The sequence below is a fragment of the Pseudomonas sp. AFG_SD02_1510_Pfu_092 genome, from assembly GCF_003331055.1.
Classification (GTDB): domain Bacteria; phylum Pseudomonadota; class Gammaproteobacteria; order Pseudomonadales; family Pseudomonadaceae; genus Aquipseudomonas.
On the sequence record NZ_PUQD01000002.1, the window covers coordinates 38754 to 58456 of the forward strand.

The 19703-nt window shown below is 63.8% G+C and carries 18 protein-coding genes; 9 read left to right on the forward strand and 9 right to left on the reverse strand.

Translation table 11 applies throughout. The features are described from left to right. Window positions 1–36 precede the first annotated feature (36 nt). The 5 genes from rng to mreB all read right to left on the reverse strand — a co-directional run bounded on the left by rng (window position 37) and on the right by mreB (window position 4914). The gene (gene rng, locus C6A77_RS01435) at window positions 37–1494 is read right to left on the reverse strand and encodes a ribonuclease G (protein WP_114167709.1); all 1458 of its coding nucleotides are present in this window, start codon (window positions 1492–1494) and stop codon (window positions 37–39) included. A gap of 54 nt (window positions 1495–1548) precedes the next feature. Then, entirely contained in the window at window positions 1549–2148 is a 600-nt protein-coding gene (locus tag C6A77_RS01440; RefSeq protein ID WP_114167710.1) for a Maf family protein, read from the reverse strand. A 33-nt stretch (window positions 2149–2181) separates the two neighbouring features. Next, window positions 2182–2670 carry a rod shape-determining protein MreD gene (gene mreD / locus C6A77_RS01445; RefSeq protein ID WP_114167711.1) on the reverse strand — a complete coding sequence of 163 codons (489 nt, stop codon included), beginning with the start codon at window positions 2668–2670 and terminating at the stop codon, window positions 2182–2184. After that, complete coding sequence (mreC, locus tag C6A77_RS01450; protein WP_114167712.1) at window positions 2670–3710, reverse strand: rod shape-determining protein MreC; 1041 nt, start codon at window positions 3708–3710, stop codon at window positions 2670–2672. The genes mreD and mreC overlap by 1 nt, the downstream gene beginning before the upstream one ends. Window positions 3711–3876: 166 nt before the next feature. Beyond that, window positions 3877–4914 (reverse strand): rod shape-determining protein MreB, encoded by a 1038-nt coding sequence (mreB, locus tag C6A77_RS01455; protein WP_003255163.1) that lies wholly within the window; start codon window positions 4912–4914, stop codon window positions 3877–3879. Between the two features lie 205 nt (window positions 4915–5119). On the opposite strand from mreB, the gene gatC reads away from it, so the two are divergent. The 6 genes from gatC (at window position 5120) to C6A77_RS01485 (ending at window position 10350) form a co-directional block, all read left to right on the forward strand. Continuing rightward, window positions 5120–5407 (forward strand): Asp-tRNA(Asn)/Glu-tRNA(Gln) amidotransferase subunit GatC, encoded by a 288-nt coding sequence (gene gatC / locus C6A77_RS01460; RefSeq protein ID WP_056795914.1) that lies wholly within the window; start codon window positions 5120–5122, stop codon window positions 5405–5407. 15 nt (window positions 5408–5422) lie between these two features. Then, the gene (gatA, locus tag C6A77_RS01465; RefSeq protein WP_114167713.1) at window positions 5423–6874 is read left to right on the forward strand and encodes an Asp-tRNA(Asn)/Glu-tRNA(Gln) amidotransferase subunit GatA; all 1452 of its coding nucleotides are present in this window, start codon (window positions 5423–5425) and stop codon (window positions 6872–6874) included. A gap of 11 nt (window positions 6875–6885) precedes the next feature. Continuing rightward, a complete protein-coding gene (gene gatB / locus C6A77_RS01470; protein WP_114167714.1) occupies window positions 6886–8331 on the forward strand; it encodes an Asp-tRNA(Asn)/Glu-tRNA(Gln) amidotransferase subunit GatB in 1446 nt (481 codons plus the stop codon). A gap of 144 nt (window positions 8332–8475) precedes the next feature. Further along, window positions 8476–8862, forward strand: coding sequence for a septal ring lytic transglycosylase RlpA family protein (locus C6A77_RS01475; protein ID WP_178082366.1), 387 nt, complete (start codon window positions 8476–8478; stop codon window positions 8860–8862). Between the two features lie 60 nt (window positions 8863–8922). Next, window positions 8923–9966 (forward strand): calcium/sodium antiporter, encoded by a 1044-nt coding sequence (locus tag C6A77_RS01480; RefSeq protein ID WP_114167716.1) that lies wholly within the window; start codon window positions 8923–8925, stop codon window positions 9964–9966. Between the two features lie 9 nt (window positions 9967–9975). Continuing rightward, complete coding sequence (locus tag C6A77_RS01485; protein ID WP_114167717.1) at window positions 9976–10350, forward strand: carboxymuconolactone decarboxylase family protein; 375 nt, start codon at window positions 9976–9978, stop codon at window positions 10348–10350. A gap of 104 nt (window positions 10351–10454) precedes the next feature. On the opposite strand, the gene C6A77_RS01490 is transcribed toward C6A77_RS01485, so the two are convergent. The 4 genes from C6A77_RS01490 to C6A77_RS01505 form a co-directional block, all read right to left on the reverse strand. Next, entirely contained in the window at window positions 10455–11813 is a 1359-nt protein-coding gene (locus C6A77_RS01490) for an amino acid permease (protein ID WP_114167718.1), read from the reverse strand. A 56-nt stretch (window positions 11814–11869) separates the two neighbouring features. Next, entirely contained in the window at window positions 11870–12811 is a 942-nt protein-coding gene (locus C6A77_RS01495) for an AEC family transporter (protein ID WP_114167719.1), read from the reverse strand. A gap of 215 nt (window positions 12812–13026) precedes the next feature. Continuing rightward, window positions 13027–13587, reverse strand: coding sequence for a response regulator transcription factor (locus tag C6A77_RS01500; protein WP_056795893.1), 561 nt, complete (start codon window positions 13585–13587; stop codon window positions 13027–13029). Further along, a complete protein-coding gene (locus C6A77_RS01505) occupies window positions 13587–14843 on the reverse strand; it encodes an ATP-binding protein (RefSeq protein ID WP_114167720.1) in 1257 nt (418 codons plus the stop codon). The genes C6A77_RS01500 and C6A77_RS01505 overlap by 1 nt, the downstream gene beginning before the upstream one ends. A gap of 203 nt (window positions 14844–15046) precedes the next feature. Here C6A77_RS01505 and C6A77_RS01510 point away from each other — a divergent pair, with 203 nt between their 5' ends. The 3 genes from C6A77_RS01510 (at window position 15047) to C6A77_RS01525 (ending at window position 19513) form a co-directional block, all read left to right on the forward strand. Beyond that, complete coding sequence (locus C6A77_RS01510; protein WP_114167721.1) at window positions 15047–15763, forward strand: SIMPL domain-containing protein; 717 nt, start codon at window positions 15047–15049, stop codon at window positions 15761–15763. Window positions 15764–16147: 384 nt separating this feature from the next. After that, complete coding sequence (locus tag C6A77_RS01520) at window positions 16148–17773, forward strand: ABC transporter substrate-binding protein (protein ID WP_114167722.1); 1626 nt, start codon at window positions 16148–16150, stop codon at window positions 17771–17773. A gap of 147 nt (window positions 17774–17920) precedes the next feature. Further along, window positions 17921–19513 carry an ABC transporter substrate-binding protein gene (locus tag C6A77_RS01525; protein WP_114167723.1) on the forward strand — a complete coding sequence of 531 codons (1593 nt, stop codon included), beginning with the start codon at window positions 17921–17923 and terminating at the stop codon, window positions 19511–19513. Window positions 19514–19703: the final 190 nt, after the last annotated feature.

Below are 19703 nucleotides of genomic sequence, written 5' to 3' on the forward strand. Positions count from 1 at the left end.
CCAGCCCGGTCCACCCGCAGCGTGTATCAGAAGGCCTCAGAGCAGCACCACATCGTATTGTTCCTGGGAATACATCGACTCCACCTGAAAACGAATGGTTCGGCCGATGAAAGCCTCCAGTTCCGCGACGTTACCGGACTCTTCATCCAGCAGCCGGTCGACCACCTTCTGGTTGGCCAGCACGCGGTAGCCTTCGGCCTGGTAGGCACGGGCCTCGCGCAGGATCTCGCGGAAGATTTCGTAACAAATGGTCTCGGGGGTTTTCAGCTTGCCACGGCCCTGGCAGGCCAGGCAGGGTTCGCACAGCACCTGCTCCAGGCTTTCGCGGGTGCGCTTGCGGGTCATCTGCACCAGGCCCAGTTCGGTGATGCCGATGATGTTGGTCTTGGCATGATCGCGCTCCAGCTGTTTCTCCAGGGTGCGCAGCACCTGGCGCTGGTGTTCTTCATCTTCCATGTCGATGAAGTCGATGATGATGATGCCGCCAATGTTGCGCAGGCGCAGCTGCCGGGCGATGGCAGTGGCAGCTTCGAGGTTGGTCTTGAAGATGGTCTCTTCAAGGTTGCGGTGGCCGACGAAAGCCCCGGTGTTCACATCGATGGTGGTCATCGCTTCGGCCGGGTCGACCACCAGGTAGCCGCCGGACTTCAGCGGCACCTTGCGCTCCAGCGCGCGCTGGATCTCGTCCTCGACGCCGTACAGGTCGAAGATCGGCCGCTCGCCCGGGTAGTGCTCGAGGCGGTCGGCAATTTCCGGCATCAGCTCGCCAACGAACTGCGTGGTCTTCTGGAAGGTTTCCCGCGAGTCGATGCGGATTTTCTCGATCTTCGGGTTGACCAGGTCGCGCAGCGTACGCAGCGCCAGGCCCAGGTCTTCGTAGATGACCATGGGCGCGCCGCAGGTGTTGATCTGGGTGCCGATCTGCTCCCACAGGCGGCGCAGGTAGCGGATGTCCTGCAGGATCTCCTCCGCACGCGCGCCCTCGGCGGCAGTGCGCAGGATGAAACCACCGGCATCCTTGATGTTTTCGCTGTCCATGCAGTCGCTGACCACCTGCTTGAGGCGCTCGCGCTCGGCTTCGTCTTCGATCTTCAGGGAAATGCCGACATGGCTACTGCGCGGCATGTACACCAGGTAGCGCGAGGGAATTGACAGCTGGGTGGTCAGGCGCGCGCCTTTGGTACCGATCGGGTCCTTGGTCACCTGCACCACCAGCGCCTGGCCTTCGTGCACCAGGGCGGTGATGTTTTCCACCGCCGAGCCTTCGCGCTGGGATATTTCCGAGGCATGGATGAAGGCCGCGCGCTCCAGACCGATGTCGACGAAGGCCGCCTGCATGCCCGGCAGCACGCGCACCACCTTGCCTTTGTAGATATTGCCGACGATGCCCCGGCGCTGGGTACGCTCGACGTGCACTTCCTGCAGTACCCCGTTTTCCACCACCGCCACGCGTGACTCCATCGGGGTGATGTTGATCAGGATCTCTTCACTCATGGCACGCTCTCGTCAAAGGTATTCGGTAATGATGGATCGCGATCGGGTCGCTGGCTAGCGCGGTGCTGATACCTCGTGTTGCTGCCAGCAGGGAATGGAAAACGCCTCCAGCAAACGGGCGGTCTCGAACAGTGGCAGGCCGACGACCGCCGAATAACTGCCGCTCAGCGCCCTGACGAAAACCGCACCCAAGCCCTGGATGGCATAGCCGCCCGCCTTGTCCAGCGGCTCGCCGGTCGCCCAGTAGCGCTCAGCCTCCTGCGGGCTGACAGGGCGAAAATGCACATCGGTGCCGACGCAGACATCGAGGCAGCGCGTGCCATCGGTCACCGCCACTGCGGTGAGCACCTGATGCTGGTTATCGGACAATTCGGCGAGCATGGCCAGGGCATGTTCGCGGTCACGCGGTTTACCGAGAATCTGGCCGTTCACCGCTACCACCGTGTCTGCCGCCAGGACCACGCCGGGCCCCGGCAACCGGGCCAGACCTGCCTCGGCCTTGGCACGTGCCAGGCGCACGGCGTAGGCCGCAACACCTTCCTCGGCCAGCGGGGTTTCATCGATGGGGGCGCTGACGACGCTGAACGGCACACCGATCTGGGTCAGCAGTTCACGACGACGGGGCGAGCCGGAGGCCAGGTAAAGCGGGTTCATGCGGACATCTCCCTGTCAGTGGTGACGGCGCCGTCAGTTGATGTGCAAGCGTCGGCGCAGATCGCGCAGGGCAAAGCTGATCCACGGCCAGAGCAAGGCACTGATGACCGCCGACCAGACCAGCGCCAGGGTGGGCAGGCGGTTGCCGGTCAGCGCGCTGAGCCACAGCTGGATCAGCTGGGCGATGCCGAAGATCACCAGGATGACCAAGCTCTGTTGCCACATGGGGAACATGCGCAGGCGCTGCTGCAGCGACAGCACCAGGAAGGTGATGAGCGTGAGGATCAGCGCGTTCTGCCCGAGCAGGGTGCCATACAGCACATCCTCGGCCAGGCCCAGCACGAAGGCGGTGGTCATACCGACCTTGTTCGGCACGGCGAGGGTCCAGAACGACACCAGCAAGGCCAGCCACATGGGCCGGAACACTTCCATGAACTGCGGCATCGGCGAAACGCTGAGCAGCAGGCCGATGGCGAACGTCAGCCAGATGACCCAGCCGTGGTTGCGGCGCGAGACTGCCATCATTGCCTCCGGGGGGTAACGGGCGCGGCAGGCGCTGCGGCCGGCGTGGCTGGTGAAGCCGCCGGGGCGGCAGACTGCGCAGCAGGGGCTGCGGGCGTGGCCGGCGCGCCAGCTGCACCCTGTTCGCCCGTAGCGGTCGCCTGGCCCGGGGCCGCGGTGCCCTTGCGGTCAGCTTCTTCCTGGGCGATGGCGGCTTCGGTGGCGCGCTGCTCGGGGCTACGCCGGTCGCTGAACACCAGCAGCATGTAGCGGCTGCGGTTGAGCGCAGCAGTGGGGATGGCGCGCACGATGGCGAACGGCTGGCCGGAATCGTGGATCACTTCGTTGACCGTGGCCACCGGGTAGCCCGCCGGGAAACGCTGACCCATGCCGGAGCTGACCAGCAGGTCGCCTTGCTTGATGTCGGCGGTATCGGCCACGTGGCGCAGCTCCAGGCGCTCCGGGTTGCCGGTGCCGCTGGCGATGGCGCGCAGGCCGTTGCGGTTGACCTGCACCGGGATGCTATGGGTGGTATCGGTCAGCAGCAACACCCGCGAGGTGTAGGGCATCAACTCGACCACCTGGCCCATCAGGCCACGGGCGTCGAGCACCGGCTGGCCAAGGAATACGCCATCACGCTCGCCCTTGTTGATCAGGATGCGGTGGGTGAACGGGTTGGGGTCGACACCGATCAGCTCGGCCACCTCGACCTTTTCGTTGACCAGCGCCGACGAGTTGAGCAGCTCGCGCAGGCGCACGTTCTGCTCGGTCAGGGCCGCCAGTTTCTGCAGGCGCCCCTGCAGCAGCAGGGCTTCGGTCTTGAGCTTTTCGTTTTCCGCGATCAGTTCGGTGCGGCTGCCGAACTGGCCGGCCACACCTTGCCATACACGCTGCGGCAGGTCGGTGATCCAGTACGACTCCATGAGTACCAGGCCCATCTGGCTGCGCACTGGCTTGAGCACGTCGAAACGCGCGTCGACCACCATCAACGCGACCGACATCACCACCAGGACGAGCAGGCGAACGCCCAGCGAAGGGCCCTTGGAGAAAAGCGGTTTAATGGGCCGTTCCTCGTGGACGACTCAGGAGGTCATTGGACATGGGACAACGCACCAGCCTGGTTGCGGGTTGACGGATACGGCGCCCTCGACGGGCGCCAGCCCAGCACATACAGGTAGCACTGTGCGTACCACCTGTAAACCGGGCGCTCATTGACAGCGGGTGGGATCACTCGCTGGAGAGCAGGTCCATCGCGTGCTTGTCCATCATCTCGAGGGCACGACCACCGCCACGGGCGACACAGGTCAGCGGGTCCTCGGCGACGATTACCGGCAGGCCGGTTTCCTGGGCCAGCAGCTTGTCCAGGTCACGCAGCAGCGCGCCACCGCCGGTCAGCACCAGGCCACGCTCGGCGATGTCCGAGGCCAGTTCGGGCGGCGATTGCTCCAGGGCGCTCTTGACCGCCTGGACGATGGTCGCCAGGGACTCCTGCAGCGCTTCGAGCACTTCGTTCGAATTCAGGGTGAAGGCACGCGGTACGCCCTCGGCCAGGTTGCGGCCGCGGACATCGACTTCGCGGACTTCGCCGCCCGGGTAGGCGGTGCCGATTTCCTGCTTGATGCGCTCGGCGGTGGATTCGCCGATCAGGCTGCCGTAGTTGCGGCGCACGTAGGTGACGATGGCTTCGTCGAAGCGGTCGCCGCCAACGCGGACGGATTCGGCATAGACCACGCCGTTCAGCGAGATCAGGGCGATTTCGGTGGTACCGCCACCGATATCGACCACCATCGAACCGCGCGCTTCTTCGACCGGCAGGCCGGCACCGATGGCGGCGGCCATGGGTTCTTCGATCAGGAACACTTCACGGGCACCGGCGCCCAGGGCCGACTCGCGAATGGCGCGGCGCTCGACCTGGGTCGACTTGCACGGCACGCAGATCAGCACACGCGGGCTCGGCTGCAGGAAGCTGTTCTCGTGAACCTTGTTGATAAAATATTGCAACATTTTTTCGCAGACGCTGAAGTCGGCGATCACGCCGTCCTTCATCGGACGAATGGCAGCAATGTTGCCAGGCGTACGGCCCAGCATGCGCTTGGCTTCGGTACCGACGGCGACGACGCTTTTCTGGTTGCCATGGGTACGGATGGCAACAACCGAGGGCTCATTCAGGACGATACCGCGCTCACGCACGTAAATAAGGGTGTTGGCAGTACCCAGGTCGATGGAGAGATCGCTGGAAAACATGCCACGCAGTTTCTTGAACATGGGAAAGTGACCCTGGGGAAAGCGTGGGTAAAAAAGTGCGGCAAACTCTAACAATGGCAGGGATTTTGGGCAAGGAGCCAATATGTTAAATTGGCTGTTTTTCCGAGCACGCCAGCAGAATTTCGCGGCCGTTAGACCGTCAGAAAGCTGACATGTTCCTCACTGCGGACCTCAATTCCGTTCTTTGTTTCCCTTGGAGATCCTCATGGCGCTTGAACGCTGCGACGTGGAAAAGATCGCCCATCTGGCCCGTCTGGGGCTGAATGATGGCGAACTGCCACGCATTACCGACGCCCTGAACAGCATTCTCGGCCTGGTCGACCAGATGCAAGCGGTCGATACCACTGGCATCGAGCCCCTGGCACACCCGCTGGAGGCCAGCCAGCGCCTGCGTCCTGACCAGGTCACCGAAAGCAACCAGCGCGACACCTACCAGGCCATCGCGCCTTCGACCGAAAGCGGTCTGTACCTGGTTCCCAAAGTCATCGAGTAAGGGATAGAGCCTGCCATGCATCAATTGACCCTGGCCGAGATCGCCCGCGGACTCGCCGACAAGTCGTTTTCTTCCGAAGAGCTGACCGGCGCCCTGCTGGCGCGCATCAAGCAGCTCGACCCACAGATCAACAGCTTCATCAGCGTCACCGAAGACCTGGCCCTGGGCCAGGCACGTGCCGCCGACGCCCGTCGCGCCGCCGGCGAAAGCGGCGCGCTGCTGGGTGCGCCGATTGCCCACAAGGACCTGTTCTGCACCAACGGCGTGCGCACCAGCTGCGGCTCGAAGATGCTCGACAACTTCAAGGCGCCCTACGACGCCACCGTGGTTGCCAGGCTGGCCGCAGCCGGCATGGTCACCCTGGGCAAGACCAACATGGACGAATTCGCCATGGGTTCGGCCAACGAATCCAGCCACTACGGCGCGGTGAAGAACCCGTGGAACCTCGAGCACGTCCCCGGCGGTTCGTCGGGTGGTTCAGCTGCGGCCGTGGCTGCGCGCCTGCTGCCAGCTTCCACCGGCACCGACACCGGCGGCTCGATCCGCCAGCCGGCGGCACTGACCAACCTCACCGGCCTCAAGCCGACCTACGGCCGCGTGTCGCGCTGGGGCATGATCGCCTACGCCTCCAGCCTCGATCAGGGTGGCCCGCTGGCCCGCACCGCCGAAGACTGCGCCCTGCTGCTGCAAGGCATGGCCGGTTTCGATGCCAAGGACTCCACCAGCATCGACGAGCCGGTGCCGGACTACAGCGCCAACCTCAACGCGTCGCTGCAGGGCCTGCGCATCGGCCTGCCGAAAGAGTACTTCGGTGCCGGCCTCGACCCGCGTATCGCCGAACGGGTCCAGGCCAGCGTCAAGGAGCTGGAAAAGCTCGGCGCGGTGGTCAAGGAAATCAGCCTGCCGAACATGCAGCATGCCATCCCGGCCTACTACGTGATCGCCCCGGCCGAAGCCTCGTCCAACCTGTCGCGTTTCGACGGCGTACGCTTCGGCTACCGCTGCGAGAACCCCAAGGACCTCACCGACCTGTACAAGCGCTCCCGTGGCGAAGGCTTCGGCCTCGAGGTGCAGCGCCGCATCATGGTCGGCACCTACGCCCTGTCGGCCGGTTATTACGACGCCTACTACGTGAAGGCGCAGCAGATCCGCCGCCTGATCAAGAACGACTTCATGGCCGCCTTCAATGACGTCGACCTGATCCTCGGCCCGACCACGCCCAACCCGGCCTGGAAACTCGGCGCCAAGAGCAGCGACCCGGTCGCCGCCTACCTGGAAGACGTCTACACCATCACCGCCAACCTGGCCGGCCTGCCCGGCCTGTCGATGCCAGCCGGCTTCGTCGACGGCTTGCCGGTCGGCGTGCAACTGCTGGCGCCGTACTTCCAGGAAGGCCGCCTGCTCAATGTCGCGCACCGCTACCAGCAAGTGACCGACTGGCACACCCGCGCCCCCAACGGCTTCTGAGGAGTTCACACATGCAATGGGAAGTTGTGATCGGGCTGGAAATCCACACTCAGCTCGCCACCCAGTCGAAGATCTTCTCCGGCAGCGCCACCACCTTCGGTTCCGAACCGAACACCCAGGCCAGCCTGGTTGACCTGGGCATGCCCGGCGTACTGCCGGTACTGAACCAGGAAGCCGTGCGCATGGCCTGCATGTTCGGCCTGGCGATCGATGCCGAGATCGGCAAGCGCAACGTGTTCGCGCGCAAGAACTACTTCTACCCGGACCTGCCCAAGGGCTACCAGATCAGCCAGATGGACCTGCCGATCGTCGGCAAGGGCCACCTGGACATCGCCCTGGAAGACGGCACCATCAAGCGCATCGGGGTCACCCGCGCGCACCTGGAAGAAGACGCCGGCAAGAGCCTGCACGAAGACTTCAGCGGCTCCACCGGTATCGACCTGAACCGTGCCGGTACCCCGCTGCTGGAAATCGTTTCCGAGCCTGACATGCGCAGCGCCAAGGAGGCCGTGGCCTACGTCAAGGCGATCCATGCGCTGGTGCGCTACCTGGGCATCTGTGACGGCAACATGGCCGAAGGCTCGCTGCGGTGCGACTGCAACGTGTCGATCCGCCCGAAAGGCCAGGCCGAATTCGGCACTCGCTGCGAGATCAAGAACGTCAACTCGTTCCGCTTCATCGAGCGCGCGATCAACAGCGAAATCCAGCGCCAGATCGACCTGATCGAAGATGGCGGCAAGGTGGTCCAGGAAACCCGCCTGTACGACCCGAACAAGGACGAGACCCGCTCCATGCGCAGCAAGGAGGAAGCCAACGACTACCGTTACTTCCCCGACCCGGACCTGCTGCCGGTGGTGATCGAGGACAGCTTCCTCGAAACCGTTCGCGCCGGCCTGCCAGAGCTGCCGACGCAAAAGGTCGAGCGCTTCCAGAACCAGTACGGCCTGTCGGCCTACGATGCCAACGTGTTGGCATCCAGCCGCGAACAGGCAGACTATTTCGAGGAAGTGGTGAACATCGGTGGCGATGCCAAGCTGGCCGCCAACTGGGTCATGGTCGAACTGGGCAGCCTGCTGAACAAGCTGGGCATCGAGATCGACCAGGCACCGGTCAGCGCCGCGCAACTCGGCGGCATGCTGCTGCGCATTCGCGACAACACCATCAGCGGCAAGATCGCCAAGACCGTGTTCGAGGCGATGGCCGCCGGTGAGGGCGACGCCGACAGCATCATCGAGAGCAAAGGCCTGAAACAGGTCACCGATACCGGTGCGATCGACAAGATGCTCGACGAAGTGCTGGCGGCCAACGCTGACCAGGTCGAACAGTACCGCGCCGCCGACGAGGCCAAGCGCGGCAAGATGTTCGGCTTCTTCGTCGGCCAGGCGATGAAAGCCTCCAAAGGCAAGGCCAACCCGGGGCAGGTGAACCAATTGCTCAAAGCCAAGCTCGAAGGGTGATTGTTTTTTCCCTGTAGTCCTGCGAGGGCTTCGCCCTCGTTCGCGGCTGAAGCCGCTCCCACAGGTACAGCGCTGCTCTCGAAAGCGGTGATGTGCCTGTGGGAGCGGCTTTAGCCGCGAATGGGCCATATCGGAGCATCTGAGTTGTTAAAGCGATCCCTTAGCACCCTCGCCCTCTTCACCCTGCTGGCCGGCTGCGCCAGCCAGGACATCGACGTCGACGTCGACCCCGACGGCTACGACAAGACCGGCACTGCTTCCTATTACGGCGCTCGCCACCACGGCAAACGCACCGCCAGCGGCGAACCGTTCAACCAGCACGGCCTCACCGCCGCCCACCGCAGCCTGCCCTTCGGCACCCGGGTTCGGGTGACCAACCTGGCCAACCAGCGCAGCGTGGTGGTACGCATCAACGACCGCGGCCCGCATACCCGCGGCCGCCTGATCGATCTGTCACGTGCCGCCGCAGAAAAAATCGGCATGATCCGTAGCGGAACCGCGCGCGTGCGGGTACAAGGGCTTAGCGACTGACGCGACAGGAGTCCGACCATTTTCGACCTCGCCACCCTTCCCACCTTCAGCCTCCTGCAACTGGGCATCGCCCTGCTTTTGCTGGTCGGCGGTGCCGAACTGCTGGTGCGCGCCGCCTTGCGCCTGGCCCAGCGCCTTCATGTCCGCCCGCTGATCATCGGCCTGAGCCTGGTGGCGTTCGGCAGCACCGCCCCGCAGATGACCGTGAGCCTGCAGGCGGCCTACCAGGGCGCGCCGGATGTGGCAGTGGGCAGCCTCATCGGCAGCAATATCTTCAACGTGCTGGTCATCCTCGGCCTGGCCGCGCTGATCATCCCGCTGCGCGTGTCACGGCAGCTGGTACGCCTGGACATTCCACTGATGATCATCGCCAGCGGCCTGGTCTACGCATTGTCCGCCAACGGCCACCTTGGCCGGGTCGAAGGTGTGTTGCTGCTGCTCGGCCTGGCCGGGTACCTGGCGATACTCTGGCACCAGTCGCGCCACTACGCGCGCACCTACCCTGCACCGACCACTGTCACCGGCGCAGCCGGGCGCTTCTGGTCGGGCACGCTGCTGCAGGTACTGGCCGGCCTCGGCCTGCTCAGCCTGGCAGGCCACCTGCTGCTGGAGGCCGCCGTAGAGGTGGCGACCGACCTGGGCCTGTCCGAGCGCATCATCGGCCTGACCGTGGTCGCCATCTGTACCTCGCTGCCGGAACTGGCCGCCGCGCTGATCGCCGCCCTGCGCGGGGAACGGGAGATCGCCGTGGGCACGGTCATCGGCAGCAACCTGTTCAACCTGCTGGCCGTGCTGGGCCTGACCGCACTGGTTACCCCCGAACCGCTGTCGATCTCGCCCAACGCCCTGGCCTTCGACCTGCCGGTGATGCTCGGTGTTGCCGCGCTGAGCCTGCCGGTGTTCTATTCCGGCTACCGCATCACCCGCGCCGAAGGCCTGGTGTTCCTCTGCCTGTACCTGGCCTACGGGCTGCACGTGGCCGCGTTTACCATGGGCATGCCGCTGGCCGGGCGCCTGGAGCGGTTGATGCTGTTCTACGTTCTGCCGGTGCTGGCCATGGTATTGCTGTACACCACCGTGCGTGCCTGGCGCCGCCAACACTGAGGAAACCACATGGCTGACAACAACAAGACCGGCGAGCAGATTCGCCGCCAGGTGATGGGCGACGCGTTCGTCGATCGCGCGCTGGGCAATGCCACCGACTTTACCCAGCCGCTGCAAGACTTCGTCAACGAACATGCCTGGGGTAGCGTGTGGGCCCGCGACGGCCTGCCGCTGAAAACCCGCAGCCTGATTACCCTGGCCACACTGACCGCACTCAAGTGCCCGCAGGAGCTCAAGGGGCATGTGCGCGGGGCATTGAACAATGGCTGCACGGTGGCGGAGATTCGCGAGGCGCTGCTGCATTGCGCCGTGTATGCGGGGGTGCCGGCGGCGATCGATGCTTTCAGGGCGGCTCAGGAAGTGATCGACAGTTATCAAGGCTGAAGGCTACTGGCCCTATCGCCGGCAAGCCAGCTCCCACAGGTACTGCACAGGTTTCAGTATCTGTGGGGGCGGGCATGCCCGCGAAGAGGCCGAACCTGCCTTGCCTAGCTGGCCTGGCGAGCCTTCTTCATCTTGAAAGCCACCCACAACACGGCAATCCACGCCGGAATCAGCATCACCGAGATGCGAATCGGTGGTGTCAGGTACATCACCACCAGAATCAGCACGATGAACGCCAGGCACAGGTAGTTGCTGACCGGGTGCCCCCAGCTCTTGTAGAACGGGGTGATCCCGGCCGCCAGCTTGGCCTTGCGGAACTTCAGATGGGTGATGCTGATGCTGGCCCAGTTGATCACCAGCGCCGATACCGCCAGGGCCATCAGCAAACCGAAGGCCTCACCCGGCATCAGGTAGTTGATCAGCACACACAGCCCGGTGGCAAAGGCCGACACGCCCAGCGCGGTCAGCGGCACGCCGCTGCGGCTTACCTTGAGCAACTGGCGCGGTGCGTCGCCCTGGCTGGCCAGGCCGAACAGCATGCGGCTGTTGGCGTATACGCAGCTGTTGTACACCGACAGCGCCGCCGTCAGCACCACGATGTTGAGGATGGTCGCCACCAGGTCGCTGTCCAGCTCGTGGAAGATCATCACGAACGGGCTGCCGCCCTGCACCACCTTCTGCCACGGGTACAGCGACAGCAGCACTGCCAGGGCGCCGATGTAGAAGATCAGGATGCGGTACACCACCTGGTTGGTGGCCTTGGGGATGCTCTGGCGCGGGTTATCCGCCTCGGCGGCCGTGATACCCACCAGCTCCAGGCCACCGAACGAGAACATGATCACTGCCAGCGCCATCACCAGGCCGCTGACACCGTTGGGGAAGAAGCCGCCGTACTGCCACAGGTTGGCCACGCTGGCATCAGGGCCGCCATGGCCGCTGGTCAGCAGCCAGGCACCGAAGCCGATCATGCTGACGATCGCCACCACCTTGACCAGGGCGAACCAGAACTCCATCTCGCCGTAGACTTTCACCTGGGTCAGGTTGATCAGGTTAATCACCACGAAGAAGATCGCCGCCGTGGCCCAGGTAGGGAAGCCGGGCCACCAGTACTGCACGTAGATGCCCACTGCGGTGAGCTCGGCCATGCCGACCAGCACGTACACCACCCAGTAGTTCCAGCCCGAGACGAAACCGGCGAACTCGCTCCAGTACTGGTGAGCGAAGTGGCTGAAGCTGCCGGCGACCGGCTCTTCCACCACCATTTCGCCAAGCTGGCGCATGATCAGGAAAGCCATCAGGCCGGCGATGGCATAGCCCAGCAGGACGGAGGGGCCGGCCAGCTGGATGGTCTGGGCGATGCCCAGGAACAACCCGGTACCGATGGCCCCGCCCAGCGCGATCAGCTGGATATGGCGATTCTTCAGCCCGCGCTGTAACAGCTCGGGCGTGCTCTGGTCTTGCATGAAGTGTCCTTTAGCTCAGTGAGGCAGTGTTGTTGCTGTTATTTGCAGTCAAGGATCTAGATCCATCCGCCCCACTGCAAGATGAAAATACCAATGTTGGTGGTGATCGCCGCCATCAGCGTGGTGATCACGATGATCGACGCCGCCAGCTCGTGGTTGCCGTTGGCCGCCCGTGCCATGACATAACTGGCCGCTGCGGTCGGGCTGCCGATGTACAGGAACAGAATGCCCAGCTCGGCCCCGCGGAAGCCGCACAACCAGGCGCCAAGGGTGCCGAGCAGCGGCAGCCAGAGCATCTTCACCAGGCTGGCATCGATGGCCAGCCTGCCGCTGTCACGCAGCGCCGACAGCGACAGCGTACCGCCGATGCAGATCAGCGCCAGCGGCAAGGTCATCTGCGCCAGGTAATCGCCGGAAGTCAGCAGCCAGTTGGGCAGCGGCACCTGGCCGTAGGCCATGGGCGTGGCCACCAGCACGCTGATGATCAGCGGGTTGCTGAAGATGTTCTTGCAGATGCTCCAGGGGTCGGACTTCAGGTCCGGGCTGTACACCGCCAGCACCACCGCCGACAGCGAGTTGTACAGGAGGATGACCAGGCCGGCGAGCACCGCCCCCAGGGAAATACCATAATCGCCGTACAGGCTGGCAGCCAGGGCCAGGCCGATCACGCCGTTGTTGCCGCGGAATGCGCCCTGGGTATAAATGCCCCGGTCCGCCAGTGGGCTGCGCCAGATGGCCATGCCCCAGGCAATGGCGAAGCCGGCCAGGGTGGCAAGGGTGAAATAGAGCAGGACGCCGGGTTTGACCGCCGCGCCAAGGTCGGCGTGGTAGATGCCGAGGAACAGCAGGGCCGGCATGCACACGTTGAACACCAGCTGCGAGGCGACGCGGTTGAAATTGTCGTCGATCAGGTGGATGCGTTTGAGCAGCATGCCCATGAACAGCATGGCGAAGACCGGTGCCGTGATGTTCAGCGTCTGGATAAGTAGGGCGAGCATGCGCTAGCGATCCCGGGAGGTTGCCGTTAGGTGGCTAATGATACGCCAACAGCCGTTAGTTGCGGGGATCGCGGGGTGATAAAGAGAAGTTTCCCTCAGTTACGGCCCTTTCGCGGGTGAACCCACTCCCACAAGTACGGCGCAAGTCTCGAGGCCTGCGCAATACCTGTGGGAGCGGGTTTACCCGCGAAGAGACCGGCGCTGCAAGTACCGCATCAGCGCCGAACCGGGCGCTTCTGCAGCTTGCGCTGCAAGGTCCGCCGGTGCATGCCCAGCGCCCGCGCGGTGGCCGAGATATTGCCCTCGTGCTCGTTGAGCACGCGCTGAATATGCTCCCACTGCAGGCGGTCGACCGACATCGGGTTTTCCGGCACCAGGGTATCCAGGTCGGTGTGCTCCGAGAGCAGCGCCGCCAGCACATCATCGGCATCGGCCGGCTTGCACAGGTAGTTGCAGGCGCCGCGCTTGACCGCCTCCACCGCCGTGGCGATGCTCGAGTAACCGGTCAGGATCACCACGCGCATTTCCGGGTCAAGCTCCAGCAGCTTGGGCAGCAGCACCAGCCCGGAGTCGCCGTCCATCTTCAGGTCCAGCGTGGCGTAGTCCGGCAGGTCCTGCTGGGCCAAAATCAACCCTTCCTCGGCAGAGCCGGCGGTGCTCACGCGGAAGCCGCGGCGGCTCATGGCGCGCGCCATGACCCGGGTGAAGGTGGCGTCGTCATCCACCAGCAGCAGGTGCGGCAGCTCTTCGCTTTCGACCTGGTTTTCTTCGCTCATCATTCATCTCCTCGCTTGCCATAGGGCAGGCGCAGTTCGGTCAGGGTGCCACCCTGTTCATGACTATAGAGTTTCACCGAACCGCCCGCACGGGTCACGCTGGCCTTGCTCAAGAACAGGCCCAGGCCGAAGCCTTTGCCCTTGGTGGTAATGAAAGGTTTGCCGATCGCTTCGGCAATGGCCGGCGGCACGCCGGGGCCATGGTCGCGGATGCTGATGACGATGTCATGGGTGTCCCAGTCCAGGCGCACTTCCAGGTCATCGGGGCAGGCATCGGCGGCATTGTTCAACAGGTTCAGCAGCGCCTGGGTCAGGTCCGGTGGCGGCGTCAGGCGCGGCACCTGGCCGTCGCGCAGGCGCTGGAAGCGATAGCTGGCTTCCGGGCGCATCAGGTGCCAGCGGTTCAGCGCTTCGTCCAGCCAGGCAGTCACCTCCTGCTCCATCACCGCCAGGCGACGGTTGGCTTCGGCGGCCCGTACCAGCTGCTGCAAGGTCTCTTTGCACAGTTTCACCTGGTCCTGAAGGATCTGCAGGTCTTCCTGCAGCAGCGGGTCGGCGTGGTCCTGGCGCATCTCGTTAAGCAACACGCTCATGGTCGCCAGCGGTGTGCCCAGCTCATGGGCGGCGCCAGCAGCCTGGGTGGCCACGGCCAACAGCTGTTCGTCACGCAGGCTTTCTTCACGCCGCTCGGAACGCAGTTGCTCCTGGCGGCGCAGCTCCTCGGCCATGCGCGCAGCAAAGAAGGTGATCACTGCGGCGGCCAAGGCAATGCTCAGCCACATGCCATACACCTGCATCTTGTCCCGCGCCATCGGCAGGCCTTCGAGCGGGTAGAACTGCACCAGCAGCAGGCTGTACGCCGTCAGTGCGATGCCGGACAGGATCAGCGAATACAGCCACGGCAGGGTCACCGCCGCAATCGCCAGCGGCACCAGGTAATAGGACACGAACGGGTTGGTCGAACCACCGGAGTAGTACAGCAAGGCACTGTGGATCAGCAGGTCACAGGCCAGTTGCAGGGCATATTCCAGCTCGGTGACCGGCAGCGACAGGCGCAGGCGCAAAGCCGTGAAGGCGCACAGCAGCGAAGACAAGGCCAAGGTGCCGGCCAGCGACAGCCAGGGCAAGGGCAGCAGTTCGGTCCAGTAGGCGACCCCCACGGAGCCGGCCTGGGCAGCCAGGACCAGAACCCGGATGACGGTCAGGCGCCAGAGGTTCTGGCGAGTAGCGGACAGCGGTTGTACGGCGGCGAGCATGAGCTCTCCTGATGAGTGCTCCAGAAAAATCGGCTGGAGTATACCGAAGCCGGGCGCCCTGCTGCAGCGATGCGGCAAAGCGCCACACTTTGTCACAGGTTCATGATGGCACTTTTGAACCCACTACACTGTTGCCGGTCTGATCGGCCATGCGTGGCATGGATGGCCAGAGCCCACGCCTTTTTATTGCCAAGGAGTACCCCATGCACATTTCCCCTCGCGGCGCCGCCCTGATCCTGTCCTGCGGCCTGCTTGCCAGCCTGCCGGCGCTGGCTGCCGATGAGCCGCGCTACAACCAGGTATCGCTGCGCGCCGAAGTCAGCAAGGAAGTGGCGCGCGACCTGATGGTCGTGACCCTGTACAGCGAAGCGCAGAACAGCGACCCGGGCAAGCTTGCCCAACAGATCACCGAAGCCATGAACAAGGCCGTGCAGCAGTCGCGCCAGGTCAAGGATGTGAAGATCAGCCAGGGCAGCCGCAACAGCTACCCGGTGTATGACAGCAAGGGGCAGAAGATCACCGCTTGGCGCGAGCGCGCCGAACTGCGCCTGGAAAGCGCCAACTTCCCGGCCCTGTCGCAGCTGACCGCCGACCTGCTGCAGGACCTGAAAATGGGCGGCATGGACTTCTCCATTGCCCCGGCCACGCGCAAGGCCAGCGAGGATGCCCTGCTCAAGGATGCGGTAGATGCCTTCAAGGCGCGCGCGCAACTGGCTACCGAAGCACTGGGTGGCAAGGGTTACAAGGTGGTCAGCCTGAACCTCAACAGCAGCGGTTACCCACGCCCGTACCTGCGCAGTGCGCCGATGGCAATGAAGGCCATGGGCGCTGACGAAGCCGCGCCGGCGCCGGATATCGAGGCCGGTACCAGCGAAGTGAGCATGAATGCCGACGGGCTGATCGAAGTGCAGATGCCGTAAACGCCGTACCTGTGGCAGCGGGCATGCCCGCGAACAAGACAACGCGCTGGATGGCACGGGCTGCGCCCGTGTTCGCGGGCGCGCGCGCTCCCACAGGGATAGCGAAGGCTCAAATTAAGCGGTTTCAGACATTTCCTACGCACCAAAAAGGTGCTTCCTACACCCATCCCGCCCCGCAACATCCCGCAAAAAGCCATCATTTTGCCTGCGCAAACGTTCAACTTCTCGAAAAGTTATACGAATGCGACATCCATGTACGGCCGTACCACTTTTCTGACGTCAGGGAACCTTCGGCATATTGCATTGGGTACACCCCCTGCATAAGTATCCGCAGGTCGGCTCACGAGGCCACCTCAATCGAAAAATGACAACAATGAGGCCACCATGCTCAAACACGCAGTCATTCCGTTCCTGCTAGGCGCAGGCCTGCTATCCGGCGCACCGGCGGCCCTCGCCGCGTCCAACCTGGTGTTCTGCTCCGAAGGCAGCCCGGCCGGCTTCGACCCGGGGCAATACACCACAGGGACTGACTTCGACGCCTCGGCCGAGACCGTGTTCAACCGCCTGACCCAGTTCGAACGTGGCGGCACTGCTGTAATCCCGGGCCTGGCGACCAAATGGGAAGTGTCCGACGATGGCAAGACCTACACCTTCCACCTGCGCGAAGGGGTCAAGTTCCACACCACCGACTATTTCAAGCCCACCCGCCCGTTCAACGCCGACGATGTGCTGTTCACCTTCCAGCGCATGCTCGACAAGGACCACCCGTTCCGCAAGGCCTACCCCACCGAGTTCCCGTACTTCACCGACATGGGCATGGACAAGAACATCGCCAAGGTGGAGAAGCTCGATGAACACACGGTGAGGTTCACCCTCAACGAAGTCGACGCCGCGTTCATCCAGAACCTGGCCATGAGCTTCGCCTCGATCCAGTCCGCCGAATACGCCGACCAGTTGCTCAAGAACGGCAAGGCCGCTGACCTCAACCAGAAGCCGATCGGCACCGGCCCGTTCGTATTCAGCAAGTACCAGAAGGACGCGCAGATCCGCTTCAAGGGCAACAAGGACTACTGGCAACCCGATGATGTGAAGATCGACAACCTGATCTTCGCCATCACCACCGATGCCTCGGTGCGCATGCAGAAACTGAAGAAGAACGAGTGCCAGGTCACCCTGTTCCCGCGCCCGGCCGACATCCAGCCGCTGAAGCAGGACGCCAAGCTGCAGATGCCTGACCAGGCTGGTTTCAACCTCGGCTACATCGCCTACAACGTGATGGACAAGGTCAAGGGCAGCAACGAGGCCAACCCGCTGGCCCAGCTGAAAGTGCGCCAGGCGCTGGACATGGCCGTGGACAAGAAGAAGATCATCGAGTCGGTCTACCAGGGCGCCGGCCAGCTGGCAGTCAATGCCATGCCGCCGACCCAGTGGTCCTACGACGACAGCATCAAGGACGCGCCATTCGACCCGGAAAAGGCCAAGCAACTGCTCAAGGAAGCCGGTATCAAGGAAGGCACCGAAATCACCCTGTGGGCCATGCCGGTACAACGCCCGTACAACCCCAATGCCAAGCTGATGGCCGAGATGCTGCAGTCCGACTGGGCCAAGGTCGGCATCAAGGCGAAAATTGTCAGCTACGAATGGGGTGAGTACATCAAACGCTCCAAAGGTGGCGAACAGGGCGCCATGCTGATTGGCTGGAGCGGTGACAACGGTGACCCGGACAACTGGCTGGGCACCCTGTACGGCTGCGATGCCATGAGCGGCAACAACTTCTCCAAGTGGTGCTACAAGCCCTACGACGACCTGATCAAGCAGGCCAAGGCCACCCCGGACCAGGCCAAACGCACCGAGCTGTACCAGCAGGCGCAGCACATCCTCAAGGAGCAGGTGCCGATCACCCCGATCGCCCACTCCACGGTGTACCAGCCCATGAGCGTCAAGGTGAAGGACTTCAAGATCAGCCCGTTCGGACTGAACTCCTTCTACGGCGTCAGCGTGGACAAATAGGCTAGCCAGGGCACCCGCTGAGCGGCGGGTGCTCCCCCAACCTGACCACCCCTTCATGTCGCCCCGCCGCTACCCGTGGCGGGGTCGGCGAACTGTTGCCGCCATTCGTACCGAGAGGCGGCGCCAACAGACGTAAAAGGACTTGCCATGCGCCACACCACTCGTCTTTCCGCCCTGCTGGCCCTGGGCCTGATTGGCCAGGCCCCGGCCGTGCTGGCCAACAACCTGGTGTTCTGCTCCGAAGGCAGCCCCGCCGGCTTCGATACTGCCCAGTACACCAGTGCCACCGACAACGACGCGGCCGAACCGCTGTATAACCGCCTGGTCGAGTTCGAGCGCGGCGGCACCGCCGTGCAACCCGCGCTGGCGACTCGCTGGGAGGTGTCGGAGGATGGCCTGCGCTACACCTTCCACCTGCGCGAAGGGGTGAAGTTCCACAGCAACAAGGCCTTTACCCCAAGCCGCGATTTCAACGCCGACGATGTGCTGTTCACCTTCAACCGCATGCTCGATAAGGCCCACCCGTTCCGCCAGGCCTACCCGACCGAGTTCCCTTACTTCATCAGCATGGGCCTGGACAAGAACATCGCCCGGGTCGAAAAAGCCGACCCCATGACCGTGGTGTTCACCTTGAACAAGGTCGATGCCGCGTTCATTCAGAACCTGGCCATGAGCTTCGCGTCCATCCTCTCGGCCGAATACGCCGAGCAGCTGCTGAACAGCGGGCGCCCCAGCGACATCAACCAGCAGCCGATCGGCACCGGGCCGTTCGTGTTCCAGCGTTACCAGAAGGATTCGCAGATCCGCTACAAGGGCCACAAGGCCTACTGGGCACCGCAGGAGGTGAAGATCGACAACCTGGTGTTCTCGATCAACGTCGACCCTTCGGTGCGCATCCAGAAGCTGCGCCGCAACGAATGCCAGGTCACGCTGCACCCGCGCCCCGCCGACCTGCCGGCGCTCAAGGCCGACAGCAAACTGCAAGTGCTGCAGCAGCCGGGCTTCAACCTCGGCTATATCGCCTACAACACCCAGCACCCGCCCTTCGACCGCCTGGAAGTGCGCCAGGCGATGGACATGGCGGTGAACAAACAGGCAATCATCCAGGCGGTGTACCAGGATTCCGGCCAGCTGGCGGTCAACGCCATGCCGCCGACCCAGTGGTCCTATGACGACAGCATCAAGGACGCCCCCTTCGACCCGGAAAAGGCCAGGCAGCTGCTGCAGCAGGCTGGGGTCAAGCCGGGCACCGAGATCACCCTGTGGGCCATGCCGGTGCAGCGCCCCTACAACCCCAACGCCAAGCTGATGGCCGAAATGCTCCAGGCCGACTGGAGCAAGCTCGGCTTCAAGGTCCGCATCGTCAGTTACGAATGGGGCGAGTACCTCAAACGCATGAAGAGCGGCGAGCACGACATCGCCCTGATCGGCTGGACCGGTGACAACGGCGACCCAGACAACTGGCTGGGCACCCTCTACAACTGCGATGCCATCGGCAGCAACAACTACTCGCTGTGGTGCGACCCGCAGTACGACAGCCTGGTCAAGCAGGCCAAGCAGGTCACCGACCGCACGCAGCGTACCGCCCTGTACCAGCAAGCCCAGCAGCGCCTCAAGCAACAGGTGCCGATTACCCCGGTGGCGCATTCCACGGTCAACCAGCCATTGAGCGTCAAGGTCTCCGAATTCAAGGTCAGCCCGTTCGGGCGCAATGATTTTTCCGGTGTGAGTGTTGATTAAGCGTTAACCGGTACCGGCCTCTTCGCGGGCTTGCCCGCTCCCACAGGGATTTCCTCAGGTTCACGGCACCTGTGGGAGCGGGCAAGCCCGCGAAAAGGCCGGCACAGCCAGCACCACTTCCCGATTCAGCCCGGTCACCCCGGGCCACCCTGGCAACACCGCAGCAAGAAACCCGACCCACAAGGCCGGC